Source organism: Lentzea sp. NPDC102401 (genome assembly GCF_044765805.1).
Lineage (GTDB): Bacteria > Actinomycetota > Actinomycetes > Mycobacteriales > Pseudonocardiaceae > Lentzea > Lentzea sokolovensis.
Genome location: NZ_JBIWKS010000015.1, coordinates 130,956 through 149,789 on the forward strand (window position 1 = coordinate 130,956; position 18,834 = coordinate 149,789).

Sequence of the window (18,834 nt, forward strand, 5' to 3'; positions counted from 1 at the left end):
GTCAGACCTCGTACTCCAGGGTGTAGGTGCCGCTGCCATCCTCCGCCCAGTCCACCGTCACCGCACCTCGCGCGTTCAGGTACTTCCCGGTGCCGTCGACGACCTCGATCGTGCCCTCCACAGAGGATCGGTACGCGCCGACGTGCCGCAGCACCAGCGTGCCCTCGTCCATCGTGATCTCCTCGATCGCGGTCGTCCACGCCACGTCGTCGCCGTAGTACATGAGGTACCGGCAGCTGCCGGCGCCGCTGACGTCGCCCGCGTAGCCGAACTGGACGTGCGCCTCGGTCAGCTTGCGTCCCTCGACCTCCTTGTAGGACCGGCCGTCCCAGGTCTTCTCGTCCCAGCTCTTCACTTCGATGGTTCCGGTTGCCTTCATGGGGACCACTCTGCTGGCTATTCCTGACAGATCGTGTCAGGTTTGAGGAATGAAATCCGGCAGGCTCCTCCAGGTCCTCCTGCTCCTGCAGTCCCGGGGCCGGATGACGGCCGACGAGCTGGCGTCCGAGCTGGAGGTCTCGCCGCGCACGATCTACCGCGACGTCGAGGCTCTCTCCGCTTCCGGCATCCCGATCTACGCCGACCGCGGCCCGGCCGGCGGCTACCAGCTGGTCGACGGCTACCGCACCCGGCTGACCGGTCTGACGACCGACGAGGCGCAGTCGCTGTTCCTCGCCGGGCTCCCCGGACCCGCCGAAGCGCTGGGGCTGGGGGAGTTCGCGGCCGCCGCCCAGCTCAAGCTCCTCGCCGCGCTGCCGACCGAGTTGCGCGACCGGGCCGACCAGATCCGCCAGCGGTTCCACCTCGACACCCCGACGTGGTTCCGCGGCGACGAACCGACCGAGCACCTCGCCACGATCGCGGACGCCGTGTGGGAGCAACGGCGCGTGCGGATGACCTACCGGCGTTGGGGCAACCAGACCGTCGAACGCGAGGTCGACCCGTACGGGCTCGTGCTGAAGGCGGGCACCTGGTACTTCGTCGGCAGCGGCCGCACCTACCGCGTCTCGCGCGTGCTGGCCCTTCAGGTCACTCCGGGCTCGTTCGAACGTCCCGAGGACTTCGACCTCGCGCGGTACTGGGCGGAGTGGTCGCTGGAATTCGAGGCCCGCATGTACGGCGAGCGCGTCACGGTCCGCATGACGCGTGCCGGACTCGACAAGTCCCAGTACCTGCTCAGCGGCTACCAGGCCCGCGTCATTCGAGACGCGGCGCCGCAACCGGGGGAGGAGTTCGGCTTCCCCACGGAGTCGCACCGGCACGTCGTCGCTGACCTGCTCAAATTCGGTGCGGACGTGGAAGTCTTGGCGCCAAACGAAGTAAGACGAGAACTCGTCGAAACAATCAAGGCGATGCAGGACGTCTACAACGATGCGAAGCTACCCGCATGGTTCCGCTGATTGCGTTGAACAACGGAGTACGGATCCCTCAACTCGGCTTCGGCGTCTACCAGGTGCCGGAGCAGCAGGTGGCCGGCGCGGTCACGACCGCCATCGAGGCCGGCTACCGCAGCATCGACACCGCTGCCGCCTACGGAAACGAGTCCGGTGTCGGCGACGCCATCGCCGGCGTCCCCGACCTGTTCATCACGACCAAGCTGTGGAACGCCGACCAGGGCCACGACTCCACGCTGCGCGCCTTCGACGAGAGCATGCGGCGCCTGCGCCGCGACGTGCTCGACCTCTACCTCATCCACTGGCCGACGCCCAAGCGCGACCTGTACGCCGACACGTGGCGTGCGTTGGAACGGCTCTACGCCGACGGCCGCGTACGCGCGATCGGCGTGTCCAACTTCCACACCGCGCACCTGCAGCGGTTGTTCGACGAGTTCCCGACCACACCGGCGGTGAACCAGATCGAGCTGCATCCGTTGCTGCAACAGGAAGAGATGCGCAAGGTGCACGTGACGCACCGCATCGTCACCGAGGCGTGGTCGCCGCTCGGGCAGGGCGCGTTGCTGCGCGAGCCCGACATCGTCGGCCTGGCCGAGAAGTACGGCAAGACGCCGGCCCAGATCGTGCTGCGCTGGCACGTCCAGCTCGGCATCGTCGTGATCCCGAAGTCCGTCACCCCGTACCGGATCAAGGAGAACATCGACATCTTCGACTTCGAGCTGGCCCAGGACGACATGCTCGTGATCACCGAGCTCGACAACGGCACCCGCACCGGCCCCGACCCCGACCGCTTCAACGCCGCCTGACCGGCTGACCGCGCTCGGTCAGGCCTTCGTCGACAGCACCTGACCGAGCGCCGCCTCCACGCCGTCCACGTTCTCCACCACCGACACCGACCCGCCGGTCGTCTGCGCGATGTCCGTCAGCGCCGCCTTGTCGACGTCGCCGCCGATCGCGATGAAGCTGACCGGCAGGTCCGTCCCGTGCAGCTGCGACTTCAGCGCCGCCAGGTCGATCCCGCCGTCCGAGGTGCCGTCGGTGATCACCACGACCCGGTTGACCCGCCCGGCCACGAACCCGTCGTGCGCGGTCTCGTAGCAGGCCGCGAGCGCGCTGTAGAGCTGCGAACCCTCCGCGGTCTTGAGCGCGTCGATCGACCTGCGCAACGCGTCGCGCTTGTCCGCGACGGGCCCGGTCGCGACCAGTTGCTTGTGCGGCTTCGAACCGTCGAGGTCGCGCGCGAACTCCCACAGCCCGAACGAGCCCGACACGGATCGGTCGACCTGGCCGCGCAGGGCCGCCTTCACCTTGTCCAGCCGGGGCTTCATCGACGTGGACACGTCCGTCAGCACCGTGACGACCTGTCCGCCGCGGTCCGCCGACGCCCAGGCGGAGGAGATCTGCTGCGTGGTCGTCGCGTCGGCGGCGACGAGGTTCTCCGTGACAGGGGACCAGGACACGCCCGGCGAGGGCGACGGGCGGTCCTGAGTGGACTCGACGCGCAACCCGCCGCGCGCCAGGATGGCCTGCTGACCCGGTTCGGTCATGAAGTCGCGGAACGCCTGCGCCGCACGCACTTCCGCCTCACCGACCTCGGTGCCGCCCAGCGCCACGTACGGGAAGTCCGCCACCGGGGCCGGTCCGGCCGGCAGCACGCCGACCAGGGGCTTCGACGGGGCTTCCTTGCCCGTGTTGTGCTTGAACAGGTCCACTTCGAACACCGGTGTGGCGGAGAAGCCCGCCGCGTTGACCGTCGCGCTGTCACCCAGGCGCCGCAACGCGTCGCGAGTCGTCGGCGGAACCTCGGGCGGCACCGTGGCCGCGAGCTTCGTCAGCGCGGACTTCGAGGCGTCCGACCCGAGCGACTCCGGCGTGACGGGACCCACGCCGCCGGCCAGTGCCGACTGGATCGCGAGCGCGGACGCCGTGTTCGCCGCCGGATCGGGCATCGCGACGCTGAACCGGCCCCAGGACTGGCCGTACTTGCTCCAGTCCGTCACCCCGGGCATGTCCGACCAGCGGAAGTCCTTCAACACCGGCGCGGCGGCCTCGGGAGCCGCGAGCAGCACCGGCGACGTGCCGACGGACTTCGGCGCCGAGCCGACCAGCTTCGCGTTCAGCGCGGTCAGCCGGTTCGCCCAGAGCATCGAGTCGGGCAGCCACGCGTGGGGCCGCTGGCCGAGCTTCTCCACGTCCCAGGTCGTGGTCAGGCCTTCCAGCACCGCGGAGGAGTCCGCGGAAGTCACTTCGATCGCGATGCAGTGGTCGTACACAACGGGCCGTGTCGCGCTGTACGCGCGTGCAACGTCACGGACGGCCTCCGCGATGCTCGGCGTCACGGCGACGCGCAGCACCGAGTCACCCTCGCTGCAGCTCTGGGCCAGGGCCTGTGAACGCTTGTCGAGCACTCCGCCGGCCCACGACAGCGCGAGCCAGCTGAGACCAAGCAGCACCACGAGCACGACGATGAGCACGGGCCACTTGGCGATTCCGCGCTTCACCTTCGCCCGCAGAGTGCGGTGTCGAGACATCGATCCCTCACAACTACTCAGCGGCCCCCGACGACCGCCAATCACGCTAACAGGTGAACTTCGTCAGCGAAGTGAAGTCACTCCATGTATCGACTGGCAAACGAAGATGAGCCGTTCTCGCAACGGTCGTGCCTGCTCAGCGAACTCGGCCTGCCTGCGCGCGTACTCCGCACGGCCCTCCGGCGTCTCGATCCGCACCGGCCCGTACCCGAGCCCCGCCAGGTCGTACGGGGAGGCCTGCATGTCGAGTTCACGCACGTCAGCGGCCAGTTCGAAGCAGTCCGCGACCAGATCTGACGGTGTAGCCGGCTCCAGTTTATAGGCCCACTTGAACAGATCCATGTTCGCGTGCAGGCACCCTGGTTGTTCGTTCAGCAACTGATCGTCGCGAGTGGGCTGCAGAGCGTTGCGCGGCCGAGCGGGTGGCGTGAAGAACCGGAACGCGTCGAAGTGCCCGCACTGGATCCGGCTCGCCTCGACCACCTGGTCCGTGCCGTCACTGCCCAGGCGCAACGGCCACGCGTTGTGCCGGACCTCCTCCGGCTGCTGCCGGTAGACCATCGCCCACTCGTGCAGCCCGAAACAACCGAGCCGGGCAGGGCGGCTGAGCGTCGCCGTGAGCAACGCCCGCACGAACTCCAGCGTCTTGGCCCGTTGCCCGACGAAGCTCTCGACGTCGAGCGTGACGCCGTCAGCAGTGGCTTTGTAGTGCGGAAACTCCAGGTACTCCGCCGCGTCCTCTAGAACGACGCCGGGCCCCGGATGCCACCGTTCGAGCCGCACGGGCCGATGGCTGTAGTAGGTGAAGAGGAAGTCCATCACCGGGTGCTTCTCTTTGCGAAGCTTCCGCTCCTGATGCGGCCCCGTGAACCGGCGTACGCGCGCGACGTGCGAATCGCGCAGTTCGTGCCATTGGGCTCGGGACAGGACCTCCACGAGCGATTACCGTACGCGAATGGTGAAGAGCCAGGCCTCCACGGTCGCCCAGTACCTCGCCGAACTGCCTGATGAGCAGCGTGCCGAGATCGAGGCCGTGCGCGACGTCATCCTCGCCAACCTCCCCGACGGCTACGTCGAGGCCATGGACTGGGGACTGATCACCTACGCGGTGCCGCTGGAGGTGAGCGGCCCGACCTACAACAAGAAGCCGCTCCTCTACGTCGCCCTGGGCGCCCAGAAGCGCTACCACTCCGTCTACCTCACCACGGTGATGGAGGAGTTCGAGGAGTCGTTCCGCGCCAGGTGGGCGAAGACCGGCAAGAAGCTCGACATGGGCAAGGCCTGCGTCCGCTACCGGCGAGCAGCAGACCTGGCCCTAGACATCGTCGGCGACGAGGTCGCCCGCCTGTCGGTCCAGCAGTTCCTCGACTGGCACGCCGAGAACAGGGCTAAAGCGGCGGCACGAGCCCGGTGAACGTCCGCGCGCCGGCGCAGTGGGGGCACTCCCGCCCGTTGTCCACGGTCCGCGGCGCGCCACCGATGATCGCGAGCGTCGGCGCGGCGATGTAGCTCGCACCCCCGCACAGGTGACAGACCGTGCGCGGCTCAGGCGTGACGGCGAAGAGGTCGTCCGGGTCTTCCTCGTCCTCGAAGTCGTCGTCCTCGGCGAACTCGTCCTCGTCGTCCTCACTCATGGCGATCAACCTACTCGGTGCCGTGCCCACCGCCGCGCAACGTCCGCCAGCCTGCGAGGCTTGCCCCGCCGTGCGTTGTGCAGCCACACCCCGTACACCGCCACCACGAACTCGTCCGGCACCTCGTCGTCGTACGGCTCGTGACCCGCGAGCATCAGCCTGAGGTGCAGGAAGGCCAGGTCGACCCAAGCTTGCCCTCTGCGGGCCCACGCCCAGTCCACGACGCGAGGCCGGTCGCTCATCAGAACGTTCAACGGGTGCAGGTCGGTGTGCAGCAACGTGTCGCCCTCGGCGAGTTCCAGTGCCTTCCGTTCCATCTCCCGAAACCGGTCGATGTGCCCCCGAGTCCACGGGTCGACGTCGTCCGGGGCGATGCGTTGCCACGCGGACAGTTGCCGCCAGTGCTCCGCGAAACTCGCCACTTTCGCGGGACACGGAGTGAGCTTCCCGTGCAGTTCGCCGACGACTTCGGCGATCGGAACGATGTCCGGCGAGCCGGGGGAGAAGTGAGGATGCCGTCCGTCGACGTGCTCAAAGCCGAGCACCAGCCAGTTCCCCGTGTCGACGTGCCAGTGCAGCGCGGGCGCGACGTCAGGCAGGTGGGGATGGACCGCGAGTTCGTTGCGGAGCATCCAGGCCGTGCGACTGCCGGCGCGAGTGGCCTTGCAGAAGAAGCGACCGTGCGCGGAGTCGAGCGCTGCGGTGAAGTCCGAGTTCACGCCACCCGTGACCGGTTCGGACGCGGTGACCGTCCCGATGCGGAGACGGATGGCGTCCCGGACCTCGGCGGGCAGGTCTTCCCAGCGCATCAGGCTCCTCGGTAGGGCGGGACCGGCGGCGGATCGTCGTGGCACCCGCTCGCGCACCCGTGGCACTTGTCGGTGTCGCACCGGCCGGGACCTTCCCACAGTTCGCTGTCGACGTCGTAGCCCGACGCGATGATCGCCGCGATCGTGTCGGCCGCTCCCACCTCCGGCTGATCGCTTCGCTGGTCGGTCGGCACGTGGTGGATGAAGCGACCGGCGATCCGGTGGCAGAACTCGGCGTACTCCCGCGTGTGCAGCAGGAACGCGTGCCATCCCACGTCCACGAGCCAACTGGGTTGAAGCCGTGGTCGGACCTGACCCTCACGACGAGCCGGTCGAAGAGGGCGGGCGAAACGAGCGTGCGAGCGCGTTGTCGTTGCTGAACGTGCATGAGATCTCCTCCCGAGAAGCTGATGTGACCAGTGAACGGAGCTGAGTCGTTCGCCGGCAGTCACGCAGTCAGCCCTGGTGGGAGAGCTTGGGTCGCAGGGGTCTCACTTCAGTCCCACTTCGGTGCGGCGCTGTTTTGGAAACGAACGAAGCGTTACCGTCGGTGACGTGGAGAACGTGGCGTTGCGCGCGTTGCTCGCCGAGGCCGGCTTGAGCAACTGTGCGCTGGCTCGCGCGATCGTCACGACCGGCGCCAAAGAAGGCGTGCACCTCGGCACCACGACGACATCGGTCAAACGGATGCTGGAAGGTGCCCAGCCGCGCTGGCCGGTACCGCGAATAGTCGCGAAAGTGCTGACCACACGACTCGGCTACCAGATTCGCACCGGTGACTGCGGGTTCGCTGACCGCAGCCCGGTGGACGACACGTTCGACGGGTTCGCGTGCGCGTCGACCATCGATGGCACGATCACGATCGTGGCTGAGCTATCAGGGCGCGATCTGAACCGGCGGAACTTCCTGATGGGGTCCGCTTTCACAGCGGCGGCGTTCGCTCAGCCCGCCTGGCTGGCGCTCACGATGACACCTGCGAACGCGGCGGGGGCTCGGGTCGGTTCCGCCGATGTCGAAGCCATGTCGATGATGGTCCGGCAGTTCGAACAGATGCATCGGCGGCATGGCGGCGGAATCACGCGTCCGCTGGTGGTGCAGTTCTTGCATCACCAGGCACAAGCGGCGTTGCGGGGCACCTATACGGAAAGCGTCGGTCGCGACCTTTGCTCTGTGGTGGCGGAGGCGACCTGGCTGGCCGGGCTCAACAGTGTGGACAGCGGACGCCATGCGTTGGGGCAGCAGTACTACACCCAGGCGCTGAACCTCGCGCGGCAAGCCGGTGACACTCTCTACGCCGCGAACGTTCTCGGCGAGATGAGTCGGGTGACCATCGAAGTCGCCCAGAACCCCGGCGACGCACAGCACGCGACCGCGCTGGCCCGGTCAGCGCTCCAACTCGCCAACGGCGACGCCACTCCGGCCCTCGGCGCCTACCTGCACGCCATCGAGGCGCGCGGTCTCGCTCTCCTCGGAGACGCCCAAGGCACTCAGGAGGCGCTCGACAACGCCCAGCGCTCGTTCGATCGCGACGGCACCGAACCCGACTGGCTGAGTTTCTACGGCGAGTCCGACCTGATGTCCGACATCGGCCAGTGCTTGCGCGACACCGGCCGCCCGCACCAAGGTGCCGCCCTCCTGGAGCGTGCCCTGGGGACTCTGCCCGATCACCGCGTGACAGCTCGGGCCAAGACGCAGATCCACCTCGCGGCGGCGTATCTCGAACTCCGCGACTACGACAAGGCCGACCAGGTGACCGCGGAGGCGCTCGCCGCGATCGGGCCGTTGTCGTCGTCCAGGATCGTCGAACGCGTGAAGGGCCTGCGGCGCCGCGCGAACGGTCGCCACGACGACCTCGACGAACGCATCGCGTACTTCCTCAGCTAGGCCGCGCCGCCGCGCGCTGCACCCACCGCGAGTCGAGCGGGCCCAGCAGTTCGTCCTGGCGCCGGAACGCTGTGAACCGCTGCTCCTCGCCCGCCACCGGGTTCTGCACTGCCCGCGCTCGTAGGCCGTGAGCCGGTACACCGGCCCTTCGTCCACCTCGATGAACGGGTGGCCGCCGTCGACGTTCTCGCACCCGATCATCCAGGGCGCAGGTCAGGGCGCCGGCTCCGGTGCACGGGTCGGCTCCGCCGCACGAGTGAGCGACTCCAGCGTCGCCTCTTCGCCGCATGCCGCGCACACGACGCGCGGCTCCAGCACGGCGCCGCACGAGTGCTCCCACACGAGGGGGAGGGGGCCCTCGGTCACGTAGGTGTCGCCCCACTCCTTGAGCACGAGCATCACGTTGTGCAGTGCGCGGCCCGTGTCCGTGAGCAGGTATTCGTGCCGTGGCGGGTGCTCGGAGTACTGGTGCTTCTCCAGCACGCCGGACGCGACCAGCTTCTTCAGTCGCACGGTCAGCACGTCGCGGGAGGCGCCGGTGTTCGCGGCGATCTGGTCGAAGCGGGTGCTGCCGAGGAAGACCTCGCGCAACGCCAGCAGCGACCAGCGCTCGCCCACCACCTCCAGCGCGTTCGCGATGGAACAGGTTCGAGGGGCCATGTGACCATCCTATCAGTGAGTTGGCAAATCCAACTTACCTCGCTAATGTGAGTTGGGAAAGCCAACTTAGGAGGTAGGGGTCATGGACTTCAACGGTGCGGCGGTGCTGGTGACCGGAGCCAACCGCGGGCTCGGCAGGGCGTTCGCGCAGGAGCTCGTGAAGCGCGGGGCGAAGGTCTACGGCGGCGCGCGCAACCCGGCGTCCGTTGTGGACGAGGGCGTCATCCCGGTCCAGCTGGACGTGACCGACGACGCTTCGGTGGAGGCCGCGGCGAAGGAGCTCGGGGACGTCTCGATCGTCATCAACAACGCCGGCGTCACCGGTCCCGGCGACGGAGTTGACAGCATCAAGGCAGAATTCGAGGTCAACTTCTACGGGCTCGTCCGTACGACGGACGCGTTCGCGCCCATTCTGAAAGCCAATGGCGGCGGCACTCTCGTCAACGTGCTGAGCATCCTGTCGTGGCTCGGCTACCCGGCGGCTCGTGGCTACGCGGCGTCCAAGGCGGCGGCGTGGTCGTTCACGAAGTCCACGCGGGACGCGTTGCGGGAGCAGGGAACCACCGTGGTCGGCGTGCACGTCGGCTACATCGACACCGACATGGCGGCGCACGTCGAGGGGCCCAAGGTTGCGCCGGAGGATGTCGTTTCCCAAGTACTGCAAGCGATTCAGAATGGTGATGACGAGGTGCTCGCGGATGACGGCACCCGTGCGGTGAAGGCCTCACTGGCCTCTTGAGACAGTCGGCTCTGCACACGTGAGCCCAACTCGGAACTAGGTGTTACCCCCGATCGCCCGGCGTAGGTTTCCGCCGCATCCAACCGCTGCGGGAGCGTTCTCCTGATCGCATCCGCCTGGGGCGCTTAGGGGAACAGTGATGCTCAACAGACGAGGTGTGCTCGCCGCGGGCGGAATCGCGGCGGGAGTGTTCGGGGTGCCGAAGCTGCTCGCGCCGGCCGAGGGGCACGAGAGCACGACGCACACCGCGCACGAGCCGGTGGCGTTCCAGGAGTCGAAGACGTTTTCGGGCACCAGACCGGAAATAGTCCCGTGGACACGCCCGATGCCCGTCCCGCCCGTGCTCAAACCGCTGGTCTCCACCTCGAAGCAGGAGATCTACCAGCTCTCGATCGAACGCACGACCGCCGAGATCCTGCCCGGCCTGCAGTCGCCGGTCATGGGCTTCGGCGGTCAGTTCGTCGGCCCGACGATCAAGGCCAAGACGGGCCGCAAGACCCTGATCATGTTCCAGAACAAGATGGACGAGGCCGCGAACGTCCACCTGCACGGCGGCCACGTGCCACCCGAGCACGACGGCCACCCGAAGGACCTCATCGAGCCCGGCCGCACCCGCCTCTACCTCTACCCGAACTCCCAGCAGGGCACGACCCTCTGGTACCACGACCACAGCCACGGCACCGAGGCCGCGCACGTCTACTTGGGACTGCACGGCGCCTACGTGATCGAGGACGACTCCGAACGAGGCCTGAACCTCCCGTCCGGCGCCTACGACGTCCCGATCATGTTGCGCGACATCCAGTTCGACGACAGCGGCAACATCGTGGTCTTCGACGACCCGAGCAAGCGCACCACGGTCCTCGCCAACGGCGTGCCCCAGCCCTACTTCGAGGTCGCCGCCCGCAAGTACCGCTTCCGCCTGATCAACACGGCCAACCAGCGGGTCTTCCACCTCCGGCTGACCGGCGACACGTTCACCCGCATCGGCTCCGACGGCGGCCTGTACGCCAACTCCGTGGAGACGGAGGAACTGCTCCTCTCCTCAGCGGAACGCGCCGATGTCGTCGTCGACTTCTCGAAGTACCCGGTGGGCTCGAAGGTGACGCTGACCGACTCCGTGGGTGGCGAGATCCTCCGCTTCGACGTGGTCCGCCGCGCCTCGGACCCGAGCCGCGTCCCCGCGGCCCTGCGCCCGCTGCCCGCACTACCGCTGTCCACAGTGGACCGCGAGGTCGACCTGTTCTACGTCTTCAAGCCCAACGACCGCCCGGACGGCGTGATCAACGGCAAGGTCTTCGACATGGACCGCGTCGACTTCACCGTCAAACGCGGCACGACCGAGACCTGGCTCATCAAGAGCTCCGATCCGACCGGCGTCAAGCACAACTTCCACCTGCACCTGGTCCAGTTCCGCGTGCTGGAACGCGGAGGCGGCCCGCCCCACCCGAGCGACGCGGGCCTCAAGGACACCATCCCGATCACGGCGGGGGAGACCGTGAAGGTGCAGGCGACGTTCACCGGCTACACCGGCCGCTACGTCTACCACTGCCACTTCCTCGAACACTCGTGGATCGGCATGATGGCGCAGCTGGAGATCGTTCCCTAGTCCTCGATCGTGCGCTCGAAGTAACGGGCGCTCACCGAGAGGACGAGCACGAACTGATGCCTGCTCGTGAGGTCACGGTGGACCTGTTCGCCGTCCACCGTGACGGCCTCACGGCGTACGTACCCCTCGCTCGTCGGCCTGGTGCGGAAGCCTGGTGGCACCTGGCCGGCCTCCGCCCAGCTCAACGTGGCCGTCCACGACTGCTCGCCGACGTACTTGCCGTACGCGACGGGCGGCACGCGCGACGCGTCCAGGCCGTTCCCGTGCGTCTGCTCGAAGTAGCGGATCGCCTTCGACACCGCGCCATCCGACTCCTGCCACCCCACGGCGACGAGCGCGTCGTTGACCGCCTGCGCGCGCTCCGCGAAGTCGCCGTCGAAGCCGTAGTACCGCGTCGTCTGCCAGTAGCAGCTCACCCTCCACGACCGGTCGGGGAAGAAGCCCTTGCTGTCCTCCGCCCGCATGCCGCAGGTGTCCTCGGTCGCGTCGGGTCCTCGTTCGAGCCACGGAAGGGCGTCGCTCGCGGCGAGCGTCGGCGCGGCCGAGCCGGGCAGTGCGGCCCGCACCGGCCCGAGCTGGGGCGATAGCACGAGTTGCTCCGCCTCCGCCCGCGGCTCATGACTCGTGCACGCTGCCACGAAGATCAGCGGCAACAGCGCCGCCTTCCACATCCGCCCCATACTTCACTTTGTAGCGCAGATGCGTGACCGAAGTGCTCTCAACGACCGAGATCGGTCCGTCCAGCTCGTACCCCTTGCCGGGCGCGAAGAACGGCGTGCCCCCGCCGAGGATCACCGGCACCAGGTCGAGGAAGATCTCGTCGACCAGGCCCGCGTCGATGGCCTGCCGCGCGATCTCGCCGGAGTTCAGGCCGACGCCCCTGTCGCCCGCGTGCTTCTGTGCCACCGCAACGGCTTCCTCGATGCCGCCGGTGACGAACGTGAAGTGCTCGTTGTCCTCCAACGGCCGATGGGTGAGCACGACGGTGTGCACGCCCATCGGGTGCCGGCCACCCCAGCCGTTCGTGAAGTCGTAGAGCTTGCGCCCCACCACCAACGCGCCGGTCGCCTGGATCAGCCCGCCGAAGTGGGCGGCGCTGGCCGGCGTGAGGTGGACGGTCATGGCGCCGGTCGGAACCGTGAACGCCACGTCGCCCGCCTCGTACCAGGCGAAGAGCTTGTCGAAGCCGGAGAAGTCCGGACCCGAGACGTAGCCGTCGATCGAGGTGCTGGCGCCCGTGTAGACCTTGCCCATCTTGTGCCTCCCTGTGTCGTGTTCCTTCACCGGTACGTCGAACGCGTCGGCATCAGGATCGACACGATCGCCGGGGCACATACCGGTTCAGCCGATGGGCTCGGGCAGCCTGGTGACCTCGTAGTCGCAGTCGAGGACATCACCGGTCGCCGGATCGCGCAGCTCGACCCGCCACTTCGCCGCGAACTGGTCCACGCCGTGGTGCATCGGGATCGTGCCGGACAGCAGCACGGTGCCCGGCTCGAGCAGGCCCAGTTCGCGCAACCGCTCCACCCAGTACTGCGGGGTCAGCAACTCGGCGAGGGTGCCGCGCTGGATCTCCACGCCGTCCGCCCACGCGGTCAGCTCGATCGCGTCGATGCGGTCCGCCACATCGGACAGCCGCCACGCCTTGCCGCCCAGCACGTCGGGTCCGGCGTTCTTGCTCCACGCGACGCCGTGCACCTCCAGCGCGCGGTCCGTGTGGTCGCATGCGACCGTCAGCAGCACATCTGAATCAGTGACGATCAACGCCCACTCGGCCTCGCCGGACGTCCTGCCGTGCTGCGCGGGAACCGTCGAGGTCTGCTGCGCTAGGTACGGCGACACGGGGTAGAGGCTCGGCGTCACGGACGGCGCCGGCACGCCCAGTTCGGCGAGTTCGCGCACGTGAGCGGCCACGTCGTCCTGGCTGCGACCTGCGTATCCGCCGTTCAGCAAGGTCGTCACGGCGACCTCGGCGACGGTGCCGTCAGGAAGATCGAACTTCAGCGTACAAGCGGTGGACATCCGGTACTCCTTGCGCATACGAGTTGTATACAGGCAGTATTACGCCATGCCGCCTGATTCAGCAACGACAGCCACCTCAAATACGGGCACGTCAAATGCGGGCACACCACAGGACGTGCCCCGTTCGGCCCTGGTGCGCGCCTTCGTGGCCTCGCTCTCCGGTACCGCCCTGGAGTGGTACGACTTCGCGATCTACAACGTCGCCGCGGCCGTCGTGCTCGGCCCGTTGTTCTTCCCGAGCTCCGAACCGCTGACCGCGACGTTGCTCGCGTTCTCGACGTACGCCGTCGGCTACCTGTCCCGGCCGCTGGGCGGATTCCTGTTCGGCCGGCTCGGCGACAAGATCGGCCGCAAACGCGTGCTCGTCACGACGTTGCTGATCACCGGCATCGCGACGCTGCTCATCGGCCTGTTGCCGACGCACGCCGCGATCGGTCCCGCGGCCGGTGTGCTGCTGGTGCTGCTGCGGTTCGCGCAGGGCGTCGGGCTGGGCGGCGAGTGGGGCGGTGCGGTGCTGCTGTCCAGCGAGTACGGCAACCCGAAGCAGCGCGGCTTCTGGGCGTCGGCCGCCCAGATCGGGCCTCCCGCCGGCAACCTGATGGCGAACGGCGTGCTCGCGCTCCTGGGCGTCGCGCTGTCGGACGCGGCGTTCATGTCGTGGGGCTGGCGGGTGGCGTTCCTGCTGTCCGCGGTGCTCGTGATCTTCGGCCTGTGGATCCGGGTGAAGCTGGAGGAGACCCCGGTCTTCAAGGCGATCGAGGCACGCGGCGACCGCCCGTCCGCGCCGATCAGCGAGGTGTTCCGCACGCAGACCAGGCCGCTGATCGCCGCCGTGCTGTGCCGCGTCGGCCCGGACGTGCTGTACGCGCTGCACACCGTGTTCGTGCTGACCTACCTCACGACCCAGCTGAAGCTGCCGCGCAACGTCGGCCTCGTCGCCGTGCTGATCGCCTCGGGCTTCCAGCTGTTCCTGATGCCGTTCGCCGGCTGGCTGTCCGACCGGGTCAACCGGCGCGGCCTCTACGCGGCGGCCGCGGTGTGCGGCGCGGTCTGGCCGTTCGTGCTGTTCCCGCTGATCGACACGAAGTCGTGGCCGCTGATCGTGCTCGGCGTCGTGGTGGGCCTGGCCTTCCACGCGTTCATGTACGGGCCGCAGGCCGCGTTCATCGCCGAGCAGTTCACCGAACGCCTGCGCTACACCGGAAGCTCGCTCGCCTACACCCTGGCCGGCGTGATCGGCGGCGCGATCGCCCCGCTGCTCTTCACCGCGCTGCTGGCCGGGTTCGGCACGTGGGTGATCATCGGTCTCTACGTCTCGGTGGCGTGCGTGGTGACGCTGGCAGGGCTCTGGCTCGGCCGCGATCCTCAGCCGGAAGACGAGATTCAGCCGTTGAGCAGCACCTTCAGCGTGGTGTCCAAGTGAGCGGTGATCGCCGCGGTGGCCGCGCCGACGTCTCCGGACTCGAGCGCGGCCACGATCTCGTTGTGCTCGTCGATCACGGCCTGCTGCCTGCCGTGCGCCCGGTACAACGCGACCACCCCCGCGCGCACCTGCCTTGCGCGCAACCCCTCGTAGGTCTTCGTCAACAGCTCGTTGCCCGTCGCCGCCACCAGAAGCGCGTGGAACTGCCTGTCGACGTCGATGAACTGCCGGGCGTCCTCGACCAGGAACCGCTGCTGCTCGATGAGCTCCTGCATCTGCCGCAACGGGACGGTGCCCTCGCTCATCGTGCGCTCGGCGGCGTACCGCTCGACGATGCCGCGCAGTTCCATCAACTCGCTGATCTGCCGCGAGGACAACGGCGCGACGTACGCACCCTTCTTCGGCATGAGCTGCACGAGGTCTTCGGCCGCGAGCAGCAGCAGGGCCTCGCGGATCGGCGTGCGGGAGACGCCGATCTGGTTGGCGACGTCCTGCTCGCTGATGAACCGCCCCTGCATCTCAGGGTCGGCGAGGATCGTGTCCTTGAGGAACTCGTAGGCCTTTTCTCTGCCAGACAACGCGTCCGCACCTTGCATACAACATGTATACCAGAGGAGGATCATGCGCTTCGCGCTCTGCCAGATCAGCTCCACCGCTGATCCGCAGGAGAACCTTGCCACCGTCCGCGCCGAGGTAGCCACTGCTGCTGCGAATGGCGCACGCGTGGTGCAGTTCCCGGAAGCCACTCAGTGCCGCTTCGGCGTGCCACTCAAGCCGATCGCCGAACCCCTCGACGGCCCGTGGGCGACGGCGGTCCGCGAGATCGCCGACGAGCACAACGTCGTCGTGGTCGCCGGCATGTTCACGCCGGGCGAGGGTGACAGGGTCACCAACACCACGCTCGTCACGGGCGCCGGCCTGCACGTGGGCTACGACAAGATCCACCTGTTCGACGCGTTCGGCTTCCGCGAGTCCGACAACGTCACCCCGGGCGAGAAGCCGGTGACGTTCGACGTCGACGGCACCACGATCGGCCTCGCCACCTGCTACGACGTCAGGTTCCCCGAACTCTTCCGCACCCTCGCCACCACCGCGCCGGTCATCCTGCTCGGCGCCTCCTGGGGAGCGGGCCCCGGCAAGGCCGACCAGTGGGACCTGCTGGTCCAGGCCCGCGCCCTGGACGCGACCTCCTGGATCCTCGCCTGCGGCCAGGCCGACCCGGACGCCGACCACGGTTCCGCCCCCACGGGAATCGGCCGCAGCGCCGTGGTCGACCCGATCGGTTCGGTGCGCGAGCGGCTCGGCGGCGCCCCCGGCACCATCCTGTCCGATGTGGACACCCACCTCGTCGACGAGGTCCGCGCGAAGCTGCCCGTGCTGGCCAACCGGAGGCTGTGATGCGCGAGGAACACGAGTTCTTCCCGGTCGGGGCGATCGACTGGCGCCCGGCCGATCCGGGCGTCACCGAACGCGTCCTGAGCCGCGACCCGGACACCTCGACCCTCACGAGGATCGCGCGCTGGGAACCGGGCCTCGAAACGAGCGGCGTGATCCGCCACGACTACCACGAGGAGGTCTACCTGCTGGAAGGCGACCTCACCGACCTGACGCTGGGCAGGACGTTCCGGGCCGGCGACTTCGCGAGCCGCCGCCCCGGAATGCCCCACGGTCCCTATCGGACGGACGAGGGCTGCACGATGCTGGAAATCCGCACAGCCCAAAGCACCTAGACCCAGCGCACGTGGGTGCCGTCGCGCACGGTGCCCACGTACTCCTCCACCAGGTCCTCCAACGCCACGACGCCGATCACCGTGCCGTCGGCGGCCACCGCGCGAGCGAGGTGGGACTGCGCCCGGCGCAACGCGGCCAGCGCCTCGTCCAGACGGGCGTCGACGGGCACCTCCGGCAACCCGCGCACACGATCACGCGGCACCGAGGTCTCCGCACCCTCCAGGTCCAGCACGTCCTTGACGTGCAGATACCCGATCAGCCGGTCGTCGGCGAGCACGGGGAAGCGCGAGAACCCGGTCGTGGCGACCACGTTCTCGATCTCGCCCACGGTGGGCGTGGCCGACACCGTCGTCAGCTTCTCCAGCGGCACCAGGACATCGGCGACCGTGCGCGCGGCCGACGACAACGTCTGCGCCAGCCGCCGGTGCTCCGAGTCCTCCAGCAGCCCCTCTGACCGGGACTGGCCGATCAGCAACGCCAGTTCGTCCGGCGTGTAGGCCGACTCCAACTCGTCGACCGGCTCCACGTCGAACCGGCGCAACACCCACCGGCCCACGGCGTTGAACAGCGCCAGCACCGGCGCGATCATCCGCGAGAACCCGTAGTGCACCGGAACCAGCCACACCGCGGCCCGTTCGGGACCGGCGATCGCGAGGTTCTTCGGCACCATCTCGCCGAGGATCGTGTGCAGCGCGACGACGATGACCAACGCCACCGCGAACGCCACACCGTGCACCACGGCCAACGGCAATCCAACGGCCCCGAGGGGCCCCTCCAGCACAGAAGCCAGCGCGGGCTCGGCGATCGCACCCAGCCCCAGCGAGCACAACGTGATGCCCAGCTGCGCGCCCGCGATCAGCAACGGCAGCTGCTGCGACGCCTTGATCGCGGTACGGGCTCGGGAAGAACCCTTGTCCGCCAACGCTTCCAACCGGTCCCGGCGCGCGGTGATCACCGCGAACTCGGCACCGACGAAGAAGGCGTTACCTGCCAGCAGCAAAACGATGACGAGGAAGTTCATGAGGACGCCACCACTCGCAGCTCGGCCACGCGGTGCTTGTCCATCCTCATGACGGTCACCCTCCACCCGTCGACGCGAATCTCGTCGCCGACGTCCGGAATCCGCCCGAGCCGCGCCAGCACCAGGCCGGCCAGCGTCTCGTAGTCACCCTCGGGCATCCTGAACCCGGTCGCCTCTTCCACCTCGTCGTCGCGCAGCAGCCCGGACACGATCCAGCTGTCCTTGCCCAGCGAACGCACCGGCGCCGCCTCGCCGCGGTCGTGTTCGTCGCGCACGTCGCCGACGATCTCCTCGACCACGTCCTCCAGCGTCACCAGCCCGGCCGTGCCGCCGTACTCGTCGACGACCAGCGCGGTCTGCAGCCCGGACGCCCGCAGCCGGTCCAGCAGCGCGTCGCCTTCGAGCGTCTCCGGCACCGAGTACACAGGCCGGGTCAACGCCGACAGGGGAGTGGACACGCGCAACGCGGAAGGCACGGCGAACGCCTGCTTCACGTGCACGATCCCGCTCACCTCGTCCAACGAGCCGTGGTGCACCGGGAACCGCGAGAAGCCGGTCTCCCGCGCCTTCAGCACGAGATCCGCGACCGTCGCGTCGGCGCGCAACGCCTCGACCCGCACGCGCGGGGTCATCAGCTCGCCGGCCGTCCTGTCACCGAAGCGCAGCGACCGGTCCAGCAGCACCGCGGTGCCCTGGTCCAGCGTGCCGTGCTCGGCCGAACTGCGCACCAGTGCGCCGAGCTCCTCGGGCGACCGCGCGGACGCCAGCTCCTCGACCGGCTCGACGCCCAAGCGCCGGACCAGCCAGTTCGCCGAGTTGTTCATCCAGTTGATCAACCAGCGGAAGACCGTGGAGAAGCCGGCCTGGATGCTGACCACGCCCCGCGCGGTCTCCAGCGGCTTCGCGATCGCCAGGTTCTTGGGCACGAGCTCGCCGAACACCATCGACAACGCCGTGGCGATCGCCAGCGCGAGGGCCAGCGACAACCAGTCGGCCACGGGTTCGGGCACGCCCACCGCGGTGAGTCCGGGCTCGATCAGGTTCGCGATCGCGGGCTCCGCGATGTAACCGGTGATCAGCGTGGTCAGCGTGATGGCGAGCTGTGCGCCGGAGAGCTGGAACGAGAGAGTGCGATGCGCACGGTCGATGGTTCTCGCCTTCGCGTCGCCCACCTCGGCGACATGGCGTTCGACGGTGCTTCGTTCCAGCGCGGTCAGCGAGAACTCCGCCGCCACCGCGACGAAGGTGCCCGCGGTCAGTGCCACGACGGCGACCAGACCGAGCACGCTCAGAAGTATTCCGGTCACCTACGCGCTCCTGAACTGCAGGAACAAGGGACCGGGTTGGTATGCCAGCCGGGGCCAGACCCCATGGGGACGG

At 68.5% G+C, this 18,834-nt stretch carries 22 protein-coding genes; 9 read left to right on the forward strand and 13 right to left on the reverse strand.

All coding sequences use genetic code 11. The annotated features are described in order from the left end of the window. Position 1: 1 nt before the first annotated feature. Positions 2-379: a DUF3224 domain-containing protein gene (locus ACIRG5_RS39570; RefSeq protein ID WP_402914864.1), complete on the reverse strand. Its 378-nt coding sequence runs from the start codon at positions 377-379 to the stop codon at positions 2-4. A 49-nt stretch (positions 380-428) separates the two neighbouring features. Here ACIRG5_RS39570 and ACIRG5_RS39575 point away from each other — a divergent pair, with 49 nt between their 5' ends. After that, positions 429-1,400, forward strand: coding sequence for a helix-turn-helix transcriptional regulator (locus ACIRG5_RS39575; protein ID WP_402914867.1), 972 nt, complete (start codon positions 429-431; stop codon positions 1,398-1,400). Then, on the forward strand, positions 1,388-2,200 hold the full coding sequence (locus ACIRG5_RS39580) for an aldo/keto reductase (protein WP_402914870.1): 813 nt from the start codon (positions 1,388-1,390) through the stop codon (positions 2,198-2,200). The genes ACIRG5_RS39575 and ACIRG5_RS39580 overlap by 13 nt, the downstream gene beginning before the upstream one ends. Before the next feature lie 18 nt (positions 2,201-2,218). On the opposite strand, the gene ACIRG5_RS39585 is transcribed toward ACIRG5_RS39580, so the two are convergent. Together ACIRG5_RS39585 and ACIRG5_RS39590 are read right to left on the reverse strand one after the other, a co-directional pair. Next, positions 2,219-3,925 (reverse strand): substrate-binding domain-containing protein, encoded by a 1,707-nt coding sequence (locus ACIRG5_RS39585; RefSeq protein WP_402914873.1) that lies wholly within the window; start codon positions 3,923-3,925, stop codon positions 2,219-2,221. Between the two features lie 63 nt (positions 3,926-3,988). After that, positions 3,989-4,861 (reverse strand): 3-methyladenine DNA glycosylase, encoded by an 873-nt coding sequence (locus ACIRG5_RS39590; protein WP_402914876.1) that lies wholly within the window; start codon positions 4,859-4,861, stop codon positions 3,989-3,991. Between the two features lie 19 nt (positions 4,862-4,880). Between ACIRG5_RS39590 and ACIRG5_RS39595 the strand changes: the two genes are divergently transcribed. Continuing rightward, positions 4,881-5,339: a DUF1801 domain-containing protein gene (locus tag ACIRG5_RS39595; protein ID WP_402914878.1), complete on the forward strand. Its 459-nt coding sequence runs from the start codon at positions 4,881-4,883 to the stop codon at positions 5,337-5,339. On the opposite strand, the gene ACIRG5_RS39600 is transcribed toward ACIRG5_RS39595, so the two are convergent. From ACIRG5_RS39600 to ACIRG5_RS39610, 3 genes are read right to left on the reverse strand one after another with little or no spacing between them, the layout of a single operon-like run. Continuing rightward, positions 5,314-5,559 (reverse strand): hypothetical protein, encoded by a 246-nt coding sequence (locus ACIRG5_RS39600; RefSeq protein WP_093604692.1) that lies wholly within the window; start codon positions 5,557-5,559, stop codon positions 5,314-5,316. The two genes, ACIRG5_RS39595 and ACIRG5_RS39600, sit on opposite strands and share 26 nt — an antisense overlap. 5 nt (positions 5,560-5,564) lie before the next feature. Further along, positions 5,565-6,368: a phosphotransferase family protein gene (locus tag ACIRG5_RS39605; protein WP_402914880.1), complete on the reverse strand. Its 804-nt coding sequence runs from the start codon at positions 6,366-6,368 to the stop codon at positions 5,565-5,567. Then, positions 6,368-6,649 (reverse strand): hypothetical protein, encoded by a 282-nt coding sequence (locus ACIRG5_RS39610; RefSeq protein WP_402914882.1) that lies wholly within the window; start codon positions 6,647-6,649, stop codon positions 6,368-6,370. The genes ACIRG5_RS39605 and ACIRG5_RS39610 overlap by 1 nt, the downstream gene beginning before the upstream one ends. Positions 6,650-6,923: 274 nt before the next feature. Between ACIRG5_RS39610 and ACIRG5_RS39615 the strand changes: the two genes are divergently transcribed. Next, entirely contained in the window at positions 6,924-8,252 is a 1,329-nt protein-coding gene (locus ACIRG5_RS39615; protein WP_402914884.1) for a hypothetical protein, read from the forward strand. Positions 8,253-8,465: 213 nt separating this feature from the next. Here the strand turns inward: ACIRG5_RS39615 and ACIRG5_RS39620 are convergent, their stop codons facing one another. Beyond that, entirely contained in the window at positions 8,466-8,912 is a 447-nt protein-coding gene (locus ACIRG5_RS39620; protein ID WP_402914887.1) for a winged helix-turn-helix transcriptional regulator, read from the reverse strand. An 82-nt stretch (positions 8,913-8,994) separates the two neighbouring features. On the opposite strand from ACIRG5_RS39620, the gene ACIRG5_RS39625 reads away from it, so the two are divergent. Both ACIRG5_RS39625 and ACIRG5_RS39630 read left to right on the forward strand, forming a co-directional pair. Beyond that, complete coding sequence (locus ACIRG5_RS39625; protein ID WP_402914890.1) at positions 8,995-9,651, forward strand: SDR family oxidoreductase; 657 nt, start codon at positions 8,995-8,997, stop codon at positions 9,649-9,651. Between the two features lie 139 nt (positions 9,652-9,790). After that, positions 9,791-11,257, forward strand: a complete 1,467-nt coding sequence (locus ACIRG5_RS39630) for a multicopper oxidase family protein (RefSeq protein WP_402914892.1) — start codon at positions 9,791-9,793, stop codon at positions 11,255-11,257. Here the strand turns inward: ACIRG5_RS39630 and ACIRG5_RS39635 are convergent. The 3 genes from ACIRG5_RS39635 to ACIRG5_RS39645 all read right to left on the reverse strand — a co-directional run bounded on the left by ACIRG5_RS39635 (position 11,254) and on the right by ACIRG5_RS39645 (position 13,279). Next, positions 11,254-11,847, reverse strand: a complete 594-nt coding sequence (locus ACIRG5_RS39635) for a hypothetical protein (RefSeq protein WP_402914895.1) — start codon at positions 11,845-11,847, stop codon at positions 11,254-11,256. The genes ACIRG5_RS39630 and ACIRG5_RS39635 overlap by 4 nt on opposite strands. A 25-nt stretch (positions 11,848-11,872) precedes the next feature. Beyond that, the gene (locus ACIRG5_RS39640) at positions 11,873-12,511 is read right to left on the reverse strand and encodes a dihydrofolate reductase family protein (RefSeq protein ID WP_402914897.1); all 639 of its coding nucleotides are present in this window, start codon (positions 12,509-12,511) and stop codon (positions 11,873-11,875) included. Between the two features lie 87 nt (positions 12,512-12,598). Further along, on the reverse strand, positions 12,599-13,279 hold the full coding sequence (locus ACIRG5_RS39645) for a DUF2848 domain-containing protein (RefSeq protein WP_402914899.1): 681 nt from the start codon (positions 13,277-13,279) through the stop codon (positions 12,599-12,601). A 115-nt stretch (positions 13,280-13,394) separates the two neighbouring features. Between ACIRG5_RS39645 and ACIRG5_RS39650 the strand changes: the two genes are divergently transcribed. Next, a complete protein-coding gene (locus ACIRG5_RS39650) occupies positions 13,395-14,702 on the forward strand; it encodes an MFS transporter (protein ID WP_402914902.1) in 1,308 nt (435 codons plus the stop codon). Here ACIRG5_RS39650 and ACIRG5_RS39655 read toward each other — a convergent pair. Next, positions 14,663-15,280, reverse strand: coding sequence for a GntR family transcriptional regulator (locus ACIRG5_RS39655; RefSeq protein WP_402914905.1), 618 nt, complete (start codon positions 15,278-15,280; stop codon positions 14,663-14,665). The two genes, ACIRG5_RS39650 and ACIRG5_RS39655, sit on opposite strands and share 40 nt — an antisense overlap. Before the next feature lie 43 nt (positions 15,281-15,323). On the opposite strand from ACIRG5_RS39655, the gene ACIRG5_RS39660 reads away from it, so the two are divergent. After that, positions 15,324-16,100, forward strand: a complete 777-nt coding sequence (locus ACIRG5_RS39660) for a carbon-nitrogen hydrolase family protein (protein WP_402914908.1) — start codon at positions 15,324-15,326, stop codon at positions 16,098-16,100. After that, the gene (locus tag ACIRG5_RS39665) at positions 16,100-16,432 is read left to right on the forward strand and encodes a cupin domain-containing protein (RefSeq protein ID WP_402914911.1); all 333 of its coding nucleotides are present in this window, start codon (positions 16,100-16,102) and stop codon (positions 16,430-16,432) included. Before ACIRG5_RS39660 ends, ACIRG5_RS39665 begins: the two co-directional genes overlap by 1 nt. Here ACIRG5_RS39665 and ACIRG5_RS39670 read toward each other — a convergent pair. After that, the gene (locus ACIRG5_RS39670; protein ID WP_402914914.1) at positions 16,429-17,454 is read right to left on the reverse strand and encodes a hemolysin family protein; all 1,026 of its coding nucleotides are present in this window, start codon (positions 17,452-17,454) and stop codon (positions 16,429-16,431) included. The two genes, ACIRG5_RS39665 and ACIRG5_RS39670, sit on opposite strands and share 4 nt — an antisense overlap. After that, on the reverse strand, positions 17,451-18,761 hold the full coding sequence (locus ACIRG5_RS39675) for a hemolysin family protein (RefSeq protein WP_402914917.1): 1,311 nt from the start codon (positions 18,759-18,761) through the stop codon (positions 17,451-17,453). Before ACIRG5_RS39675 ends, ACIRG5_RS39670 begins: the two co-directional genes overlap by 4 nt. Positions 18,762-18,834 lie beyond the last annotated feature (73 nt).

What these genes read in the sequence shown, in the direction of transcription:
- ACIRG5_RS39570 (WP_402914864.1), bottom strand. Translation starts at nt 379, where the DNA reads ATGAAGGCAACCGGAACCATCGAAGTGAAGAGCTGGGACGAGAAGACC.
- ACIRG5_RS39575 (WP_402914867.1), top strand. Translation starts at nt 429, where the DNA reads ATGAAATCCGGCAGGCTCCTCCAGGTCCTCCTGCTCCTGCAGTCCCGG.
- ACIRG5_RS39580 (WP_402914870.1), top strand. Translation starts at nt 1,388, where the DNA reads ATGGTTCCGCTGATTGCGTTGAACAACGGAGTACGGATCCCTCAACTC.
- ACIRG5_RS39585 (WP_402914873.1), bottom strand. Translation starts at nt 3,925, where the DNA reads ATGTCTCGACACCGCACTCTGCGGGCGAAGGTGAAGCGCGGAATCGCC.
- ACIRG5_RS39595 (WP_402914878.1), top strand. Translation starts at nt 4,881, where the DNA reads ATGGTGAAGAGCCAGGCCTCCACGGTCGCCCAGTACCTCGCCGAACTG.
- ACIRG5_RS39600 (WP_093604692.1), bottom strand. Translation starts at nt 5,559, where the DNA reads ATGAGTGAGGACGACGAGGACGAGTTCGCCGAGGACGACGACTTCGAG.
- ACIRG5_RS39605 (WP_402914880.1), bottom strand. Translation starts at nt 6,368, where the DNA reads ATGCGCTGGGAAGACCTGCCCGCCGAGGTCCGGGACGCCATCCGTCTC.
- ACIRG5_RS39620 (WP_402914887.1), bottom strand. Translation starts at nt 8,912, where the DNA reads ATGGCCCCTCGAACCTGTTCCATCGCGAACGCGCTGGAGGTGGTGGGC.
- ACIRG5_RS39625 (WP_402914890.1), top strand. Translation starts at nt 8,995, where the DNA reads ATGGACTTCAACGGTGCGGCGGTGCTGGTGACCGGAGCCAACCGCGGG.
- ACIRG5_RS39630 (WP_402914892.1), top strand. Translation starts at nt 9,791, where the DNA reads ATGCTCAACAGACGAGGTGTGCTCGCCGCGGGCGGAATCGCGGCGGGA.
- ACIRG5_RS39640 (WP_402914897.1), bottom strand. Translation starts at nt 12,511, where the DNA reads ATGGGCAAGGTCTACACGGGCGCCAGCACCTCGATCGACGGCTACGTC.
- ACIRG5_RS39645 (WP_402914899.1), bottom strand. Translation starts at nt 13,279, where the DNA reads ATGTCCACCGCTTGTACGCTGAAGTTCGATCTTCCTGACGGCACCGTC.
- ACIRG5_RS39660 (WP_402914908.1), top strand. Translation starts at nt 15,324, where the DNA reads ATGCGCTTCGCGCTCTGCCAGATCAGCTCCACCGCTGATCCGCAGGAG.
- ACIRG5_RS39665 (WP_402914911.1), top strand. Translation starts at nt 16,100, where the DNA reads ATGCGCGAGGAACACGAGTTCTTCCCGGTCGGGGCGATCGACTGGCGC.
- ACIRG5_RS39670 (WP_402914914.1), bottom strand. Translation starts at nt 17,454, where the DNA reads ATGAACTTCCTCGTCATCGTTTTGCTGCTGGCAGGTAACGCCTTCTTC.